Below are 14,061 nucleotides of genomic sequence, written 5' to 3'. Positions count from 1 at the left end.
TCATGGTCACCTGCGACCGGCACGATTTCGGCGCGGGGATTTTACGACATGAATTGCGGTTCGATCGGCCGGGTCTTCGGCCTGCTTGGCTCGGTCACCATCGCCGCCACGGCAATGGCCCATGCTGACGACGCGTCGAACGACCGGGTCATCGCCGAGAAGACCGAGATCATTGCGGCCGACCCGACCAATGCGGCGGCCTACGAGCTGCGCGGCGAGGCCTATTACCTGAAGCACGACAAGGATCGTGCCTTCGACGATTGCAACGCCGCGATCCGGATCGATCCCAATTTCGGGCGGGCCTACAATTGCCGTGGGCGCGCCTATTCCGCGAAAGGCGATCGCGATCACGCGATGGCTGATTACAACGAGGCCATACGCCTCGATCCCGGCTATGGACCTTCGTACAACTCGCGCGCCGAGGAATATTTCAACAGCCGCGATTTCGACCGTGCGATGGTGGGTTTCACCGAGGTCATCGAGCGCAGCCCCAAGCAGGCTTACCGTGCGTTCGTCATGCGCGGGCAGGTCTATGCGGCGAAGGGCGACACCGATCGCGCCGTGGACGATTACAGCGAGGCGATGCAGCGTAATCCGGCGGCAGCCTGGCCCTACGAGCTGCGCAGCACCATTCGTCTCAACAAGGGCGAGATCGATGCAGCTCTTGATGACTGCAACAGCGCCGTCCGTCTCGAGCCCGGAAGTGCCGGCGGCCACTATTGCAGGGCCATGGTGTTCCTGAAAAAGGACGATGCCGACAACACCATCCGGGAGCTGGATGACGTCACCAGGATCATGCCGTCTTTCGAAAGAGCCTATCTCGTTCGCGCCGTCGTCCTGCACAGGAAGGGCGATGACAAACGTGCTCTTGCCGATTTCGACCAAGCGATTCGGTTACAGCCGGGGAATCTGGAGGTCTACAAGGATCGCGCCGGTGTGTTTCGGGACATGGGACAGCACGACCGCGCACTCGCCGACTACAACGAGGCGCTTCGACTCGATCCCAAAAACCAGGATGTTCTGGCCAACAGGGGTCTGCTCTACATGATGATGTCCGACGCCAAGCATGCGCGCGCGGATTTCAACAGCGTGCTCGCGCTGCCACCTTCGGACAAATGGGCCATGGACACAGCCCGCGAAGGGCTTGGCTTTCTGAAGTGACGCGGGGAGCGTTGCATGGCTGCGGCCCTGCCTGGAGGCGCCGCTCGCGCGTCAGCAGACCGTCGGCAGCAGGCGCCGGACTTCGTCGAGCAATTCGGGAACCGCCGTCCTGTCGTCAGCGAGGTGCTTGAGCAGCGCACTCTGGAACAGGCCATCAAACAGCGCATAGAGCGCGGCCGGTGACGATGCCGGCCGCTTGTTGCCGAGCTCGGCATAGCGCGAGGCTATGCGCCAGATCATGGCCTCCAGGCTCTTGTCGATCTCGAGGACGTCCTTGCGAAACGCCGCCTCGAACATCGCCTGCGAGCGCAAATCGTACCAGAGACGGTGCATGCGGGCTTCGCTTTGCAGTGTCGCTGCGAGCTTGGCGAGGAAGCCCTCCGTCAATTCGTCGCGGCTCGTTGCGGTCGCGACCACCTCGTCATATCGCGTGACGCACTTCGCCTTGTAGTGCCGGACGCAGCAGCAGATCAGGTCGAGCTTGTCGCTGAAATAGTAGTGGAACACGCCGTGCGTGAAGGCCGAGTTCTGCGCGATCTCGCGCAGGCTGGTGCGCGCGAAGCCAAGCTCGCCCAGGGTTTCGAGCGCGGCTTCCGCAAGCTCGATGCGCCGGGCGTTGAACTTGTCGTCCCGCACGACCTCCACCACGGCCTCACGCTTCACAGCTCCTGTCGCCCGCCGCGCCATTGTCGCGCTGTCTCCCGTCTCTTGGTCATGACGATCACGTCGTCCGTCGTAGAGCATGATCCGGAAAAAGGTGAAGCGGTTTTCCGAAAAGATGATGCTCAAACAATACAGACCATTCTCTTTGACAACTGTCAAATTTTTATCTTGACAACTGTCAAGCTCCGGGCGGAGTGTGCGCCTTAAGAATTTGGACAGTCGTCAAGACGTCCCACACATGGAGGAAATGCACCCACCGGCGCCGCGCCGCCGGAACGGACTCGCATGCCGCTTGCGCCACTGCACCGGCACCGTGCTGCGAAGCGCAGCACGCACCGATCATCAGCGAAAAACCAGTCCAAGGGATCTCAAGAGATCAGCAAAGGGAGGACGTGCGATGAGTGAGAAGAGTCTTGATGGCCGCAAAGCCCTGGTCACCGGCGGAGCCCGCGGGATAGGCGCTGCTATTGCACAGGCGCTGGCGCGCTCCGGCGCGTCGGTCATGATCGGCGACATCCTCGATGACGTTGGCAAGGACAGCGCCGGCCAGATCGCCAGGCTCGGTGTGAAGACCGGCTTCGTGCATATCGACGTCACCGACGATGCGCAGTGGGAGAAAGCGGCCGCTGCGACGGTCGCCACCCTCGGCGGCTACGACATCCTCATCAACAATGCCGGCATCGAGATCACGTCGCTGATCTCGGAGGTGAAGGCCGAGGACGCGCGGCGGATGTGCGAGGTCAACATCGTCGGCACCGTGCTCGGCATGAAGCATGCGTTCCGCGCGATGCGTCCGGGCGGGCCCGCCGGCAAGGGTGGCGCCGTCGTCAACATCGCTTCGGTTGCGGCCACCATCGCGTTCCCGAGCATCGCAGTCTATTCCGGCACCAAATCCGCGGTCGATCGCATGACGCGGGTTGGCGCGATGGAAGCCGGCAAGCTCGGCTATGGCGTGCGCGTCAACTGCATCTACCCCGGCCTGATCCCGACCGACATGGGTATGCAGCTGGCCAACGACATCGTGAAGATCGGGCTCGCGCCCGACGTCAACGCCGCGGTCGGCTCGGTGGTGGAGCAGACGCCGCTCGGCAAGCTCGCGGAGGTCGGCGACATCGCCGACGCCGCGGTGTTCCTGTGCTCGAACGAGGCGCGCTTCATCACCGGCATCGGACTGCCGGTTGATGGCGGCATGGGCATGTGAGCGCGGGCAACCAACAACAACCTGTCAGGAGGATCGCAATGAGCAAGAAGCCCGTCATCGTCTACGGCGCGTCCGGCTACACCGGTCGGCTGGTCTGCGAATACTTACGCGAATACAACATCCCCTTCATCGCCGCCGGGCGCAGCGAAGAGAAGCTCAAGGCCGCAATGAAGTCGAACGTGGCCGGCATCGAGACCGCCGATTACGAGGTAGTGACGGTGCCGCATACGGTGGCGGCGCTGACTGAATTGTTCAGGGGCGCCTCGGTGGTGCTCAACACCGTGGGCCCCTTCGCCAAGTTCGGCACGGAGGTGGTGCAGGCGTGCCTTGCCGCCAAATGCCATTACACCGACACCACCGGCGAGCAGGACTGGCTGATTACGCTCGATCAGGAGTTCGGCAAAGGCTTCGCGAACGCCGGCCTGCTGCTCGCGCCGGGCATCGCGCAGATGTACACCACCGGCGAGATCGCAGCCCAACTGTGCCTGGAGACCCCAGGCCTCGACACGCTCGATATCGCCGTGTTCTGGGGCGGCAGCCCGACCATCGCCTCGACGCAGACCATCCTGGTCAACGCCGCGATGGCCAAGGCCTACTATCTCGAGCAGAACAAATACGTCGAGCATCAGGCGGATGCCGGCCTCTACAACCTCGCCATCCCCGGTCAGCACGAGCTGGCGCTGGCGCTGCCCTGGGGCGGCACCTCGCACCCGGTGTGGTTCAAGCGCGATCCGCGCGTGGCCAACGTGAAGGTGCTGGGCGGCGTGTTCAACCGCGCGCTGATGCTGGGCGTGCCGCAGATCGTCGCCGGCGCGCTGGAGGCGACCAAGAACATGAACCCCGACGACCGTTACGCCGCGTTGGCGCAGACCGCGGCCAGCGTGATGAACACGATGCCGCCGCGCGAGAACCCGCGCGTCAACAAGTCGCTGGATTCGGTGCATGCCTCCGGCCCGCTCGGGCGCGCGCACTGCGTCATCAACGGCAACAGCAACTACAAGCAGACCGGCATGTTGCAGGCCTATGCCGCGGCGCATCTGCTGCAGCAGCCGCCCAAGCGCGTCGGCTTCGCTTCCGGCTGCCAGGCGTTCGGCCATCACGAGCTGCTCGGGCAATTGCGCAGTTTTGGTCTGGTCAGCAAGCCTGTTCTGACGGTCCACGACTAAACTTGATCGCGGGTGGCGCCGGTACGCGCCACCCGCCTCATCGCGAGATCGACCATGCGGTTCATCGACTATCTCGACAAGGGCGCCTCGCTCGGCGCCGATGCGCCGTGCCTGACCATGGACGGGCGCGATCTCAGCTATGGCGCGGTCCAGCAGCTGAGCTATCGCGTCGCGCGCGGGCTCGACCGATCAGGCATCGCGCCCGGCGAGAAGGTTGCGATTCTGTCCGGCAACGATCCCGTCGCGTTTGCCTGCGTGTTCGGCATTTCCCGCGCGGGCGCGGTCTGGTGCCCGATCAATCCGCGCAACGAGGCGGCCGAAAACCGGATCATCCTCGACCAATTCGACTGCAGCCTGCTGCTGTTTCATTCGAGCTTCGCACCGATGGTCGAAGCGGTGCGTGCGGAGCTACCGAAGCTCCGCGCCCTCGTCTGCCTCGATGCCGAATTGCCTTTCGCGCCCTCGTTCGACGGCTGGCTCGCCGGCCTCGCCGACGGTCCCTACCAGCGCGAGACGATCGACGATCTCGCGATGATTCCCGGCACCGGCGGCACCACCGGCAAACCCAAGGGGGTCATGCTGTCGGGCCGCAATATCGAGGCGATGACGGCGCTCACGCTGATGGGCTATCCCTTCAAGGGCCGTCCGGTCTATCTCGCGCTGGCGCCGCTCACCCACGCGGCCGGCGTGCTGTGTTTCCCGATCATGGCGCTCAGTGGTCGCATCGTGATCATGCATCACCCAGACATCGCCGAATTCCTCGATCTGATCGAGCGCTACGAGGTCACGCACACCTTCCTGCCGCCGACCGTGATCTACATGTTGCTTGATCATCCCAAGCTCGACACAGCGAAGCTCGGGTCGCTGCAATGCTTCTGGTACGGCGCGGCACCGATCTCCGCGACGCGGCTTGCGGAGGCGCTGCGACGCATCGGACCGATGGCGCAGTTGTTCGGCCAGACCGAGGCGCCGATGATGATCTCGATGATGGCGCCCGACGAGCACTACAATGCCGACGGCACCATCGCGATGGAGCGCCTCGCCTCGGCCGGGCGCATCAGCCCGCTGGTGCAGGCCGGCATCATGGATGGCGACGGCAATTTGCTGCCATCAGGCGCGCGCGGCGAGATCGTGGTGCGCGGCTCGCTGGTGATGGACGGCTATTACAAGAATCCGCAGGCCACCGCCGAAGCATCGGCACATGGCTGGCACCACACCGGCGACATCGGCTACATCGACGCCACAGGTTATCTCTACATCGTCGACCGCGCCAAGGACATGATCATCACCGGCGGCTTCAACGTCTATTCGATCGAGGTCGAGAACGCGCTGCGGGCCCATGAGGCCGTGCAGGATTGCGCCGTCATCGGCCTTCCGGACGAGAAGTGGGGTGAGCGGATCGTTGCCGTAGTGCAGCCCCGCGCCGGCCAAAGCGTCGATGCGGTGGCGCTTGCCGCCTTCGTCAAGGCACAGATCGGTAGCGTCAAGGCGCCGAAGCAGATCGAGATCTGGGATGACCTGCCGCGTTCCAAGGTCGGCAAGGTGCTGAAGCCGGATATCCGCGCGCGGCTCGCGGGTCGCTCTGGCGGCTAGCCTAATCCGAAAGCCGCTCCAGCACGTCGCGCACCAGCCCTTGCAGAAGATCGAGCTTGTAGGCCGTCATCGGCAATGGTTTGGCGCCCGAGGTCGCTGCTTTCGCCGCTTCTGCGATCGATGCCGAATTCGCAGCCTTGCCACTGAGCGCGACTTCCGTGGCCGTGAGGCGAAGCGGCACGGGCGCGACACCGCCGGCAGCGAGACGCACGAGCTGGAACCTGCCGTCGGCGATCACGACGCGGGCGCAGAGCTCCACCAGCGGCCATTCCGCATAGGTCCGGCTGATCGCGCGCTTGTAGGAAGCGCGCTCGCCCGCGAGCGGAGCAGGAAGCGCAATGCTCTCGATCATCTCGCCTGCTGCGAGTGTATGATCGGCGTGCGAGACCGATCCATCGCCGAGCAGGCCGGCAATCGTCAACGCGCTGCGCCGGTCGGTGGTGACGGTTGCATCATAAGCGAGTAGAGCCGCCGCCATGGTCGAGGGATGCGGCGCGACGCAAGGCCCGAGATCGAACGCAACGCCGTAGAGATGATTGCCAGACCGGGCAGGGCAGGTGCTGCCGCTTTTCTTCAAACAATCGATGTCGGCGCGGCGGAAATACCAGCAGCGCGAACGCTGCGCGAGATTGCCGCCGAGCGTTGCAACCTGGCGCACCTGTGGCGTGGCGAGGCCTTGCGCGCTCGCCGCAATCCCGGGATAGGCAGCGGCGATGCGCGCGTCCGTCGCGATCGTGGCGATGGTGGCAAGCGCGCCGATCAGGGCTGCGCCGTCGGCGTCCCAGGTGATCGCCTTGGAGCCCGCGGCCGAAATATCGATCGGCGCTCCCTGCGACACGCCGCTGCGGCGGCGTTCGCTGAAGTCGGTGCCTCCGGCGCGGAATTCGGGCGCGGGCTTTGCAGTGGGTTTGGCGGTCGTGACGGCGACACTCATGCTGCATCCCTCCCTTTCAGGGCGGCCACCAGACGATCGGGCCGGAACGGAATTTCGGTCAGTCTCACGCCGATCGCATCGCGGATGGCATTGGCGATCGCGGACGAGGTCGGCACGGTGGCGACTTCGCCGATGCCGACGCTGCCGCCCGGCACATGCTCGAAACCGGCCTCGTCGAAATGCACTTCCAGTTTCGGCATGTCGGCAATCCCGGGGATACGATAATCCTCCATGCTGCCGCTCAGGATGTGGCCACTTGAGGGATCGGTCTCCCGCGTTTCATAGAGCGCGTAGCCGATGCCCTGGATGACCGCGCCTGCGGCCTGGCTTCGCGCCAGCATCGGCGCGGCGAGCTTGCCGATGGCCAGACCCGTATAAGCGTTGAGCACGCGCACATGGCCGAGCCAGGTGTCGACTTCCACCTCCATCACCTGCACCGAGCTCGGTACGCCGGCGCCGACCACCATGTGGTTCATCAGGCGCAGCACCCAACCGAACACCCGGCCCATGATGCCTGCCTCGTGCAGCGCGGGCCTGACGCCGGGCGGCGGCTCGCCGTCCTCCTGGCGTTTCGCCGACACGGCGATATCAGGAGAAGCGGCGATCATTTCGCGCCACGGCGCGTTCGAGCCCGGAGCAGGTGCGCGAGACGCGGTGCGCTTGATTTCCGCTTTCAGCTTGTCGATGGCGAGCAGGGTCGGCGGCACCACCGAAGCGGTGACGCGGCTGCCGCCGGAGCCCGGTCCGGGCGGCAGGTTGGAGCGGCCGATGCGAACTTCCACGTCCTGCGGCTCGAGGTCGAACGCCTTCGCGACGGTGTTCGCGATCACGCTGCGCGTGCCCGTGCCGATATCCTGCACCGCGCAGCTTGCGACGATGCGGCCGCCCTTGATCGCGAGCTCGACCGAGGAGCCGGTCTGCCAGAGATAGAGCCAGTAGCCGGTGGCGACACCGACGCCGCGCCGGTAGCGTCCGGTCTGCGAGCCGGCCGGCTTGCGGTTCTTCCAGACATCGAGGCCGGCGGCCCAGTCATAAAGTCGTTGGCGGTTTGGATCCGTGTCCCACTGTTTGCGCAGGTGAATCGGATCGACCTTCATGCGCAGCGCCGCTTCGTCGACCGCCTGCTCCAGCGCAAACGACATCGGCGGACCGCCGGGGCCGCGGAACGGCGCGCCGGGCGGCAAATTGCTGAGCACGTCGAAGTCGACGAGCTCCTTTGCTTCGGCCGGATAGATCAGCCGCGCCAGGCCCGCGATCAGCGAGTTCACGGCAGCGCCCGTGTCGGCATGCGCGGTGAGCGACAGTGCCTTGAGGCGGCCTTCCGTCGAAGGCAGCAAGGACAGCTTCAGCTCGGCGGCCGGACGATAGCCGGCGACGGAAAGCTCCTCCTCGCGGTCGAAGGCGACACGAACCGGCGCCTTGGCGGCGCGCGCAAGCTCGATCGCGGCGATGGTCTCCAGCCCAACGCTGCCCTTGGAGCCGAACCCGCCGCCGACATGATCGGCGATCACACGCACCTTGTCGTGCGGAAGGCCGTAACGCTTGGCGATCTTCTCCATGCTCTCGTGAATGGCCTGGGTCGAGATGTGCACAATGAGCTGATCGCCATCGAATTTGGCCACGGCGGCATGCGGTTCGAGGCTTGCGTGCTGTTGCGTCGAGACGCGGAAGGTTTCCTCGACCAGTAGCGGATTGCCTTGCTGGCGCGCCTCGGCGAGCCAGCTCTTGGCCTGCTTGGCCTTTTGCGAGAACGGCGCCGACGGCCCGCGCACATTGCCCTTCCACGATACCGGCGCGCCGCCGGCGCCCTCGGACACGTTGCCGGCACGCTTGCGATCCTTCTTTTCGAACACGACGGGCGCATCGTCGCGTCGCGCTGCATCGAGCCCGATCACCGCGGGTAAAGGCTCGGGCTTGAAGGTGATTGCGGCGATCGCCTTTAGTGCGGTGTGTCGGTCTTTCGCGGCGACGGCGGCAATCGGCGCGCCGACGAAGCGGATCATGTTGTCGTCGTCCAGCAGCGGAACGACCGCGGCGACGCCGGGAATGGCGCGCGCGGGCGCCAGATCAAGGCCGGTGATCTTCGCATGCGCGACGTGTGCGCGCAGGATCACGCCTTCGAGCTGGCCGTCATGCTGGATGTCGACGGTGTAGCGCGCCAGTCCCGTCACCTTGTCGCGGGCTTCCAGACGTGGCGCGATGGGATCGCTGCCGTCGAAGCGGCCTGAGCATGCTTCGGCGACGGCGCGATAGATGCCTTCATAGGCGCCGCAGCGGCAGAGATGTCCCGATAGCGCCGCGGCGATCTCCTCGCGCGAGGGCGTCGCCGTGCCCTTGGTCGCGCGCCAGCCGTCATGGAAGGCGGTGGCTTCGATGATAAAGCCGGGCGTGCAGAAGCCGCATTGCAGGGCATCGTGCGCCATGAACGCCTTCTGCACCGGATGCAATCCGGTGCTACCTATGCCCTCGATGGTCGTCAGCGATTTGCCGGCGGCCGCCTGCGCCGGCAACAGGCAGCTCACGATTGGCGTGCCGTCGAGCAGCACCGTGCAGGCGCCGCAGACGCCGGAGCCGCAGACGAGTTTGGTGCCGGTGAGGCCGCCATCGCGGATCACGTCGATCAACAGCGCATCCGGATCGTCGGGGAGCGCCGTAGGCTTTCCATTGACGGTCGTGGTGGTCATTTTCGAACTCCCGTTTTGCGTGGGGACTTCTTCGCAGGAGGCGCCATCGCGCCGGCGATCAGCATGCGCAGCATGGTTTCGAGCTGTTTCAGGAACGCGTCGACCGGCTGCATGGAAGGGAAAGCGGATTTGGTGCCGTGGATCGCCATCTCGACGCAGCGCGCGAGCTCGCGCACGCTGACGCCGCTTTCGAGCGTGAGCTTTCGCTTGCGGCACACCCGCGCGATCGTCGCTGCGATCTCGTCGGCGAAACGGTTGGAATAGCTCTGGTAGAGGTCGCGCGCCTGCGCGAGGTGCTCGGAAAACAGCTCCTCGGTATGGGGCGAGTCCTCGAGCGAAGCGAGCAGCGACCGCATCCGCGCGCCGATCTCGGCGACCAGGATGTCGGCAAGCTCGAGGCCGGCTTCTTCCGCTGCCTTCGCCGCCGCGATTTCGGCAGCGAGCCCCTGCTCGTAGAGCCGCTCGAGCACGGCGCGAAACAGCGCCTCCTTGGAGGCGAAGTGATGATAGAGCGCCTGCCGCGTCAGTCCGGCTTCCTCCGCCGCCTGCTCGATCGAGGAGCGGCGGAAGCCGTGGCGCCGGAACACCCGCATGGCGGCGTCGAGGATGCGGTCCTGGGGAGGGGCCTTGGCCTGCATTTTGTCAGATTTGACAAAAGTGAATGAAATGTCAAATCACGGATCGATGACGGTTCCGTGCGCGCATGCCAGGCGGGGCCCTCGGCAGAGGGTGTGAAGCCTCACCTCTCAAATGAAAACGGGCATGCCTTCTTGCGAAGGCATGCCCGCTCAAAACTCTCTTCGTGACGCTTGTCGCGCTCAGTGCACGCTGACGGCTTGCAGCTCGTTGCTCCAGGCGTTGGCGACCGCGGCTTCGCGGCTGTCGGTCAGCATGATCGGCGTGCCGTCGGCGGCGTGGAGCGCGAACAGCTTGAGGCCGGGCGCAATCTTCGGGGCTTCGGGGAACAGGCCGGGCACATCCTCGGAGCGGATCTGCTTCACATAGGCGATATGGCCTTCGCCGAGGTTTGCCAGCGTCTCGGGCGAGACATTCTTGGCTTCGTATTCGAACGCAACGTGACCTTCACTCATGGTCTCGACTCCTCTGGGAAACTAAGCGGTCGAGTCCGCTACTCGTTCCATTATTCGTGCTCATTGATAGCGATTGTCTTAACGATCCTCTCCGGTTCAGGCCGGGCAAGATCGATCGACAACAGCCCGTTCTTCAGATCCGCACCCAGCACCAGCATCCCCTCCGCCAGCACGAAGGTGCGCTGGAAGTGGCGCGCGGCGATGCCGCGATGGATGTATTGCCGGGACTTGTCGTCCTGCTGCCGCCCGCGGATCACGAGCTGGTTTTCCTCAATGGTTACATCGAGTTGGTCGCGGGTGAAACCGGCGACCGCCAGCGTGATGCGCAAGCGCTCGGGCTGGCCGTCCGATCCGCCACACCTCTCGATATTGTAGGGAGGGTAGCCGTCGGCGCCTTTGACGACGCGATCAAGCACGCGCTCGATTTCGTCGAAGCCCAAAAGGAACGGACTGGAAAGCGTTGGAACACGAGACATAGTTTACAAAGTCCTCTCGAAGCGACTTTGGCATTTCAGGGCCCTTTGCGGCACCCCTTGGTCAGCAATATGGGCATATCCCCGTATGGGTTCAAGCACGTAGCAGGAGGCTTTGGATTCACTGCTTCCGCGGGGACGAGTTCCGCGGGCGATTCTCCCAATGAAAACAGAACCCCTTCTACTGTGCATGGGGTTGTTTTCGCGATTGGGATTGGAACCGGTCAGGCCTCGATCCGCGTCCGTCCGTCGTTGCTGAACAAATGCAGCTTGTTGCGGGTGGCGGCGACACGAATTTTCGCGCCGATCGCGGGGGCCTCGGTTCCGGGGATGCGAACGATGATCTCGCCCGGCGGCAACTCGCCCGGCGTGGCAGAGACGCGCTGCTCATCCGGTGCGCGCGAGCCGTAGACGAAGGTCTCGGCGCCGACGCGCTCGATCGCTTCCACCGTCAGCGATAGCGCAACGCCGCCTGACGGCGTCTGGTCGGTGATGACGAGATCCTCCGGGCGGATGCCGAGGATGCCGGCCTCGCCCGCGCTGCCGCCGAGCTGCGACTTGATCTCGTCCTGGCGCGTCGACATCAAATTCATCGGTGGCGCGCCGATGAAGGAGGCGACGAAGGTGGTCGCCGGCTTCTCGTAGATCGCGAGCGGATTGCCGACCTGCTCGACCTGACCGCCGTTCATCACGACGAGGATGTCGGCAAGTGTCATCGCCTCGAGCTGGTCGTGGGTGACGTAGATCGAGGTGACGTTGAGCCGGCGCTGCAATTTGCGGATCTCGACGCGCATCGAGATGCGCAGCTTGGCGTCGAGGTTCGACAGCGGCTCGTCGAAAAGAAATACTTTCGGCTGGCGCACGATGGCGCGGCCCATGGCGACGCGCTGGCGCTGGCCGCCGGAGAGCTGTCCCGGCTTGCGGGTGAGCATCGTGCCGAGCTCGAGAATGCGCGCGGCCTCCTCGACGCGGGTCTTGATCTCGGCTTCCTTCATGCCGCGATTGCGCAGGCCGTAAGCCATGTTGTTGAACACGCTCATATGCGGATAGAGAGCGTAGTTCTGGAACACCATCGCGATGTCGCGGTCGGCCGGCTCGACCTGGTTCACGACCTTGCCGCCGATGTTGATCTCGCCGGAGGTGATGGTCTCGAGCCCCGCGACCATCCGGAGCAGCGTCGACTTGCCGCAACCCGACGGGCCGACCAGCACGCAGAACTGCCCGTCGGCCACATCGACGTCGACGCCCTTGATGGCCTCGAAGCCGTTGGGATAGGCCTTTTTGACGTCGCGCAGCGTAACATTGGCCATGGGCCTATTTCTCCGTTTCGATCAGGCCCTTGACGAACAGGCGTTGCAGCAGCACGACGACCGCCACCGGCGGCAGCATCGCGAGCACCGCGGTGGCCATCGCGACCGACCATTCGGTGAGTGCGTCCTTCACATCGATAATCTTCTTGATGCCGATCACGATGGTCTGCATGTCGTCGCGCGTCGTGATCAGGAGCGGCCAGAGATATTGATTCCAGCCGTAGATAAAGAGGATCACGAACAGCGCGGCGATGTTGGTCACCGAGAGCGGCAGCAGCGTATCGAAGAAGAAGCGGATCGGGCCGGCCCCGTCCATCTTCGAGGCCTCGACCAGCTCCTTCGGCACCGTCATGAAGAATTGCCGGAACAGCAGCGTCGCGGTCGCCGATGCGATCAGAGGCAGGATCAGGCCGGAATAGGAATCCAGCATGTGCAGGTCGGACGTGATCTTGTAGGTCGGGAAAATACGCACCTCGACCGGCAGCATCAGCGTGATGAAGATGGTCCAGAATGTCGCCATCCTGAACGGGAAGTTGAAGAATACGATGGCGTAGGCCGAGATGATCGAGATCGCGATCTTTCCAAGCGCAATACCGACCGCCATGATGAAGCTCGACACCAGCATGCTGCCAACCGGCTCGCGCGTGGTCCGACCGGTGCCGGACATGATGGTGTTCCAATAGGTCTCCAGCCCATGGCTGCCCGGATAGAGCGGCATCTGGCCGTTGGCGATCACGGAGTTGTCGTGGGTGGAGGCGATGATCGCGAGATAGACCGGGAAGGCGACCACGATCACGCCGGCGATCAGCACCAGGTGCGGCAACAGATTTCCAAATCGTCGATGCTCGACCATTGTCAGTAATGGACCTTCTTTTCGACGTAGCGGAACTGGATCGCGGTCAGCGCGATGACGATGATCATCAGGATCACGGATTGCGCGGCCGAGCCGCCGAGGTCCGAGCCGGCCTTGCCGTCCATGAAAACCTTGTAGACGAGCGTGGAGGTGGAGCCGTTCGGGCCGCCTTCGGTTGCGGTATCGATGATGCCGAGCGTGTTGAAGAAGGCGTAGGTGATGTTGACGACGATCAGGAAGAACGTCGTCGGTGACAGCAGCGGGAATACGATGGTCCAGAACCGCCGCATCGGCCGCGCGCCGTCGATCGCGGCGGCCTCGATCACGCTCTTGGGGATCGACTGCAAGCCGGCGAGAAAGAACAGGAAATTGTAGCTGATCTGGTTCCAGACGGCGACGATGACGATGAGGATCATCGCATGCGTGCCGTTGAGCACCGGATTCCAGTCGATGCCGTTACGCTGCAACGCGCGCGCGATCATGCCGAGCCCGGGCTGGAACATGAAGATGAACAGCACGCTCGCGACTGCAGGCGCGACTGCGTAGGGAATGATGAGAAAGGTGCGATAGATCTGCACGCCCGCAATGTTGCGGTTCGCCATCACGGCGAGCAGGAGGCCGATCGCAAGAGAGAAGAACACGACCAGCAGCGAGAACACGAACGTGGTGCCGACCGCGTGATAGTATTCGGGCGTCTTCAGCAGGTTGACGTAGTTCTCGAACCAGACGAACTCGGTCGAGAGCCCGAAGGCATCCTGCACCAGGAAGGATTGCCAGAGGGCCTGCGCAGCCGGCCAGTAGAAGAAGATCAGGGAGACCGCAAGCTGTGGGAACACCAGGAGACAGGCGAGTAGCCTGCCTGAAAATATCGCCCGGTTCTCCATGAAGCCCCCGCCTCACTCTATGAAAGTCGTGGCTGCGGACCGTCCGCA

General features: G+C 64.2%; 13 protein-coding genes. 4 read left to right on the top strand and 9 right to left on the bottom strand.

Annotation, left to right across the window (positions count from 1 at the left end):
• Nucleotides 1–48 precede the first annotated feature (48 nt).
• Nucleotides 49–1,161 (top strand): tetratricopeptide repeat protein, encoded by a 1,113-nt coding sequence (locus Q0687_RS28490; protein ID WP_298884595.1) that lies wholly within the window; start codon nt 49–51, stop codon nt 1,159–1,161.
• A gap of 51 nt (nt 1,162–1,212) precedes the next feature.
• On the opposite strand, the gene Q0687_RS28485 is transcribed toward Q0687_RS28490, so the two are convergent.
• Nucleotides 1,213–1,848 (bottom strand): TetR/AcrR family transcriptional regulator, encoded by a 636-nt coding sequence (locus tag Q0687_RS28485; protein WP_298884594.1) that lies wholly within the window; start codon nt 1,846–1,848, stop codon nt 1,213–1,215.
• 373 nt (nt 1,849–2,221) lie between these two features.
• Here Q0687_RS28485 and Q0687_RS28480 point away from each other — a divergent pair, with 373 nt between their 5' ends.
• From Q0687_RS28480 to Q0687_RS28470, 3 genes are read left to right on the top strand one after another with little or no spacing between them, the layout of a single operon-like run.
• Complete coding sequence (locus Q0687_RS28480) at nt 2,222–3,025, top strand: SDR family oxidoreductase (RefSeq protein WP_298884591.1); 804 nt, start codon at nt 2,222–2,224, stop codon at nt 3,023–3,025.
• 38 nt (nt 3,026–3,063) lie between these two features.
• Nucleotides 3,064–4,191 (top strand): DUF5938 domain-containing protein, encoded by a 1,128-nt coding sequence (locus Q0687_RS28475; RefSeq protein WP_298884588.1) that lies wholly within the window; start codon nt 3,064–3,066, stop codon nt 4,189–4,191.
• A gap of 54 nt (nt 4,192–4,245) precedes the next feature.
• Nucleotides 4,246–5,784, top strand: coding sequence for an AMP-binding protein (locus Q0687_RS28470; protein ID WP_298884585.1), 1,539 nt, complete (start codon nt 4,246–4,248; stop codon nt 5,782–5,784).
• Nucleotide 5,785: 1 nt separating this feature from the next.
• Here the strand turns inward: Q0687_RS28470 and Q0687_RS28465 are convergent, their stop codons facing one another.
• The 8 genes from Q0687_RS28465 to ugpA form a co-directional block, all read right to left on the bottom strand.
• Nucleotides 5,786–6,718, bottom strand: coding sequence for an FAD binding domain-containing protein (locus Q0687_RS28465; RefSeq protein WP_298884582.1), 933 nt, complete (start codon nt 6,716–6,718; stop codon nt 5,786–5,788).
• Complete coding sequence (locus Q0687_RS28460) at nt 6,715–9,402, bottom strand: molybdopterin-dependent oxidoreductase (RefSeq protein WP_298884580.1); 2,688 nt, start codon at nt 9,400–9,402, stop codon at nt 6,715–6,717. The genes Q0687_RS28465 and Q0687_RS28460 overlap by 4 nt, the downstream gene beginning before the upstream one ends.
• Complete coding sequence (locus tag Q0687_RS28455; RefSeq protein ID WP_298884579.1) at nt 9,399–10,040, bottom strand: TetR/AcrR family transcriptional regulator; 642 nt, start codon at nt 10,038–10,040, stop codon at nt 9,399–9,401. The genes Q0687_RS28460 and Q0687_RS28455 overlap by 4 nt, the downstream gene beginning before the upstream one ends.
• A gap of 180 nt (nt 10,041–10,220) precedes the next feature.
• The gene (locus tag Q0687_RS28450; RefSeq protein WP_128948788.1) at nt 10,221–10,493 is read right to left on the bottom strand and encodes a DUF1150 domain-containing protein; all 273 of its coding nucleotides are present in this window, start codon (nt 10,491–10,493) and stop codon (nt 10,221–10,223) included.
• A gap of 50 nt (nt 10,494–10,543) precedes the next feature.
• The gene (locus tag Q0687_RS28445; RefSeq protein ID WP_028180126.1) at nt 10,544–10,969 is read right to left on the bottom strand and encodes an Hsp20 family protein; all 426 of its coding nucleotides are present in this window, start codon (nt 10,967–10,969) and stop codon (nt 10,544–10,546) included.
• Nucleotides 10,970–11,190: 221 nt separating this feature from the next.
• On the bottom strand, nt 11,191–12,276 hold the full coding sequence (locus Q0687_RS28440) for a sn-glycerol-3-phosphate import ATP-binding protein UgpC (protein ID WP_298884558.1): 1,086 nt from the start codon (nt 12,274–12,276) through the stop codon (nt 11,191–11,193).
• A 4-nt stretch (nt 12,277–12,280) separates the two neighbouring features.
• The gene (gene ugpE, locus Q0687_RS28435; RefSeq protein WP_298884556.1) at nt 12,281–13,129 is read right to left on the bottom strand and encodes a sn-glycerol-3-phosphate ABC transporter permease UgpE; all 849 of its coding nucleotides are present in this window, start codon (nt 13,127–13,129) and stop codon (nt 12,281–12,283) included.
• 2 nt (nt 13,130–13,131) lie between these two features.
• Complete coding sequence (gene ugpA / locus Q0687_RS28430; protein ID WP_298884554.1) at nt 13,132–14,013, bottom strand: sn-glycerol-3-phosphate ABC transporter permease UgpA; 882 nt, start codon at nt 14,011–14,013, stop codon at nt 13,132–13,134.
• Nucleotides 14,014–14,061: the final 48 nt, after the last annotated feature.

The sequence above is a fragment of the uncultured Bradyrhizobium sp. genome, from assembly GCF_936928535.1.
Taxonomy (GTDB): Bacteria; Pseudomonadota; Alphaproteobacteria; order Rhizobiales; family Xanthobacteraceae; genus Bradyrhizobium.
The sequence above is the reverse complement of the archived record's forward strand: the minus strand, read 5'-3'. Positions and strand labels throughout refer to the sequence as shown.

Bases quoted from the DNA above. Each gene is read 5' to 3' on its own strand.
- Q0687_RS28445 (WP_028180126.1), bottom strand. From the start codon at position 10,969: ATGTCTCGTGTTCCAACGCTTTCCAGTCCGTTCCTTTTGGGCTTCGAC.
- ugpA (WP_298884554.1), bottom strand. From the start codon at position 14,013: ATGGAGAACCGGGCGATATTTTCAGGCAGGCTACTCGCCTGTCTCCTG.
- Q0687_RS28465 (WP_298884582.1), bottom strand. From the start codon at position 6,718: ATGAGTGTCGCCGTCACGACCGCCAAACCCACTGCAAAGCCCGCGCCC.
- Q0687_RS28460 (WP_298884580.1), bottom strand. From the start codon at position 9,402: ATGACCACCACGACCGTCAATGGAAAGCCTACGGCGCTCCCCGACGAT.
- Q0687_RS28450 (WP_128948788.1), bottom strand. From the start codon at position 10,493: ATGAGTGAAGGTCACGTTGCGTTCGAATACGAAGCCAAGAATGTCTCG.
- Q0687_RS28440 (WP_298884558.1), bottom strand. From the start codon at position 12,276: ATGGCCAATGTTACGCTGCGCGACGTCAAAAAGGCCTATCCCAACGGC.
- Q0687_RS28470 (WP_298884585.1), top strand. From the start codon at position 4,246: ATGCGGTTCATCGACTATCTCGACAAGGGCGCCTCGCTCGGCGCCGAT.
- Q0687_RS28480 (WP_298884591.1), top strand. From the start codon at position 2,222: ATGAGTGAGAAGAGTCTTGATGGCCGCAAAGCCCTGGTCACCGGCGGA.
- ugpE (WP_298884556.1), bottom strand. From the start codon at position 13,129: ATGGTCGAGCATCGACGATTTGGAAATCTGTTGCCGCACCTGGTGCTG.
- Q0687_RS28485 (WP_298884594.1), bottom strand. From the start codon at position 1,848: ATGGCGCGGCGGGCGACAGGAGCTGTGAAGCGTGAGGCCGTGGTGGAG.
- Q0687_RS28490 (WP_298884595.1), top strand. From the start codon at position 49: ATGAATTGCGGTTCGATCGGCCGGGTCTTCGGCCTGCTTGGCTCGGTC.
- Q0687_RS28455 (WP_298884579.1), bottom strand. From the start codon at position 10,040: ATGCAGGCCAAGGCCCCTCCCCAGGACCGCATCCTCGACGCCGCCATG.
- Q0687_RS28475 (WP_298884588.1), top strand. From the start codon at position 3,064: ATGAGCAAGAAGCCCGTCATCGTCTACGGCGCGTCCGGCTACACCGGT.